Genomic DNA, 2,281 nt, shown 5'->3' on the forward strand with positions numbered 1-2,281 from the left:
TATAGGGACTTCTGAGGTAATGGCAAGAGTCGCACTCTTGAGTGATGCAAAGATCACCCCAGGAAACAATGCCCTAGCACAGGCAGTGCTAAGCGAGCCCATCGTTGCCCTCATAGGGCAGCGTTTTGTCATCAGATCTCATGCCCCCTTGCGCACCATAGGTGGAGGCGAAGTCCTTTTCCCCTATGATAAAAAACCGAAGGGCAGGAAGGCCAGAAACGAACTCGCAGGTTTTTTAAATAAACTTGCCAATGCATCAAATTTGACATCAAAAATTACAGCAATCATAGAACGTTACGGTTTATTGCAATTTGGCGAAGCCGTCACGCTGACTCAGCAAACTCCCAAACAACTGGAAAGCATGTTGAAGTCAATTGCAAAAGATTCAAGCGTGATGTTCGTTGAATGTGGAGACCAGCCCTTAGTGATGTCATCTGCGTATTTCGAAGCTATAAAAGACAATCTGCATAGCCTGCTGGCGCAATTTCACGAGGAAAATCCTCATTTGGCGGGAATGAAGGCTTCAGATTTGATATCTTTTACGCAACTTCCCCTGACGAAAAAACAATTCCAGGAATTGCTGAAGCTGCTCGCAAGCCACAGCGTTATCGAAATGGATGGAGAAATCGTAAGGCTTTCCGGAGCATTACCAGTGCTTGACGAAGACATCTTAGAGGATATAAAAAGGCTGTTGGCTTATTGCGATGAAAGGGGCTTTCAATTTCCAACGCTCGAGGAGGCAATGAAAGATTTAAAATGGGACAAAGGAAAACTCAATCGAGTTTTGGAAGTCGTCAGACAAAGCGGACAGCTTAGGGTAATAGGCGGAGAATTTTTACTCTCGCGAAACGTCGAGGAAAAGGCACTAGCTATATTGCGTTCGCTTTCTGAAATAACCATAGCTTCGGTGCGCGATGCTACTAACGCCAGCAGAAAATATATACTTCCACTGCTTGAGGACTTTGACGCCCGAGGAATAACTAGGCGGGTTGGAGATAAAAGGATTTTGCTTAAAAAATCTTAAAAAAAGCCTTAAACACAATTTTATTTGCAAATCTCCAAAGACTTATGATGAATTATCATAAACCAATGCTGCCTTTGCGGCACCATTGCCCAAAAAGGATCGCGTGCCTCCGCCCTCGCTAATGATTTGACACACAAGCTCCGGATCGCAGACTTTCACGCCAAAAAGTCCATCAACACCCCTCGATCGACGAGAGGGAAGCAGTAATTTAGGCCACAGCGGAGTAGAGGGGCCTATGATGACGACGCGACCCTTGCAAAGATCTAGCAGGTGGTCTATCGTTTTATTGATAAATGTGGTTCCCGTGATGAAAACCGCGCTGCATCGAGGCAGCTCCCACTCGGCAGCCCAATCGGGAAGAACGTCCCTGGCATGCTTTGAAAGGTTTCGCTCAAATATGAGTACTTCCTTAGCACGCTCGGCGATGCGTCTAGCCAGTGGAGCAATGTTACCCACCATGCCGACGACGTCATCTTCATTTATGCTCAACAATTCTATGGGTTCGATTTCTTGCAGCGGTGCATTTCGAGATAGTAGCGCGTTTACTGTAGCGAGACCTAAGGAAGATAAAATGGGGTCTGCAGTCAACAATCCTTGTGCAAGCTCCAAAGCAGAACAACCGGCTAGCGGAGTATACCAATTATAATCACTGCAGCAGTAGCCTTCATCTAAAACTGCAGCCAGGCCGCAGCTGTCATCGGATAATATAACGCAGGCGTAACGCAGGCCAATGACGGCCTTTTTAACCCTAAGCTTTCCGAGCTCCGCTTCTAACGAAGCAACAAGCTCATGAACGATCACATAATCTTCTCCCTTCTGTCCATATCAATAACATTCACGCTTAAAAACAAGCGCGGTTAAATCCTTGCGACCCTGGAAACGTTATCAAATTAAAGGCTCTGACCTCTTACTTAAGCCCGCTGAGCTTTTTATAATATCTAGTTTGTAGCCTAGTCTACAGGAAGAATCGTTTTGACCTTAAAGCCTCTAGTAATAAAAGCAAGATAAATGACCCCTACAATTATCCAGACAATACCAACACTCTTGGCTAGTACGTCAAGGCCATACCAAACAACCGCTGTTATACAAAAACCAATGATGGGCATCACTATACTTAGAGGCTTATGTTCAACTTTTACCAATCTATAGGCCAATGCGACATGCATTAGAGCAAAGGATGTAAGAGCTCCAAAATTGACAAGCGAAGAAATATCCTTGAGCGTAAGCAAGTACAATAAAGGAATTGTTATTAACGCC

General features: G+C 45.0%; 2 protein-coding genes and 1 pseudogene. 1 reads left to right on the forward strand and 2 read right to left on the reverse strand.

Annotated features, from left to right (window positions below; all coding sequences use genetic code 11):
- Nucleotides 1–1,024, forward strand: a 1,024-nt coding sequence (locus Q7P41_RS06095; RefSeq protein WP_303882904.1) for a SelB C-terminal domain-containing protein, incomplete at its 5' end; no start/stop codon positions are given.
- Nucleotides 1,025–1,066: 42 nt separating this feature from the next.
- Here Q7P41_RS06095 and Q7P41_RS06100 read toward each other — a convergent pair.
- Nucleotides 1,067–1,825: a DUF364 domain-containing protein gene (locus Q7P41_RS06100; protein ID WP_303882906.1), complete on the reverse strand. Its 759-nt coding sequence runs from the start codon at nucleotides 1,823–1,825 to the stop codon at nucleotides 1,067–1,069.
- A 149-nt stretch (nucleotides 1,826–1,974) separates the two neighbouring features.
- Nucleotides 1,975–2,281: pseudogene (locus Q7P41_RS06105) on the reverse strand (amino acid transporter); the annotation flags it as partial.

Source organism: Acetomicrobium mobile (assembly GCF_937920065.1).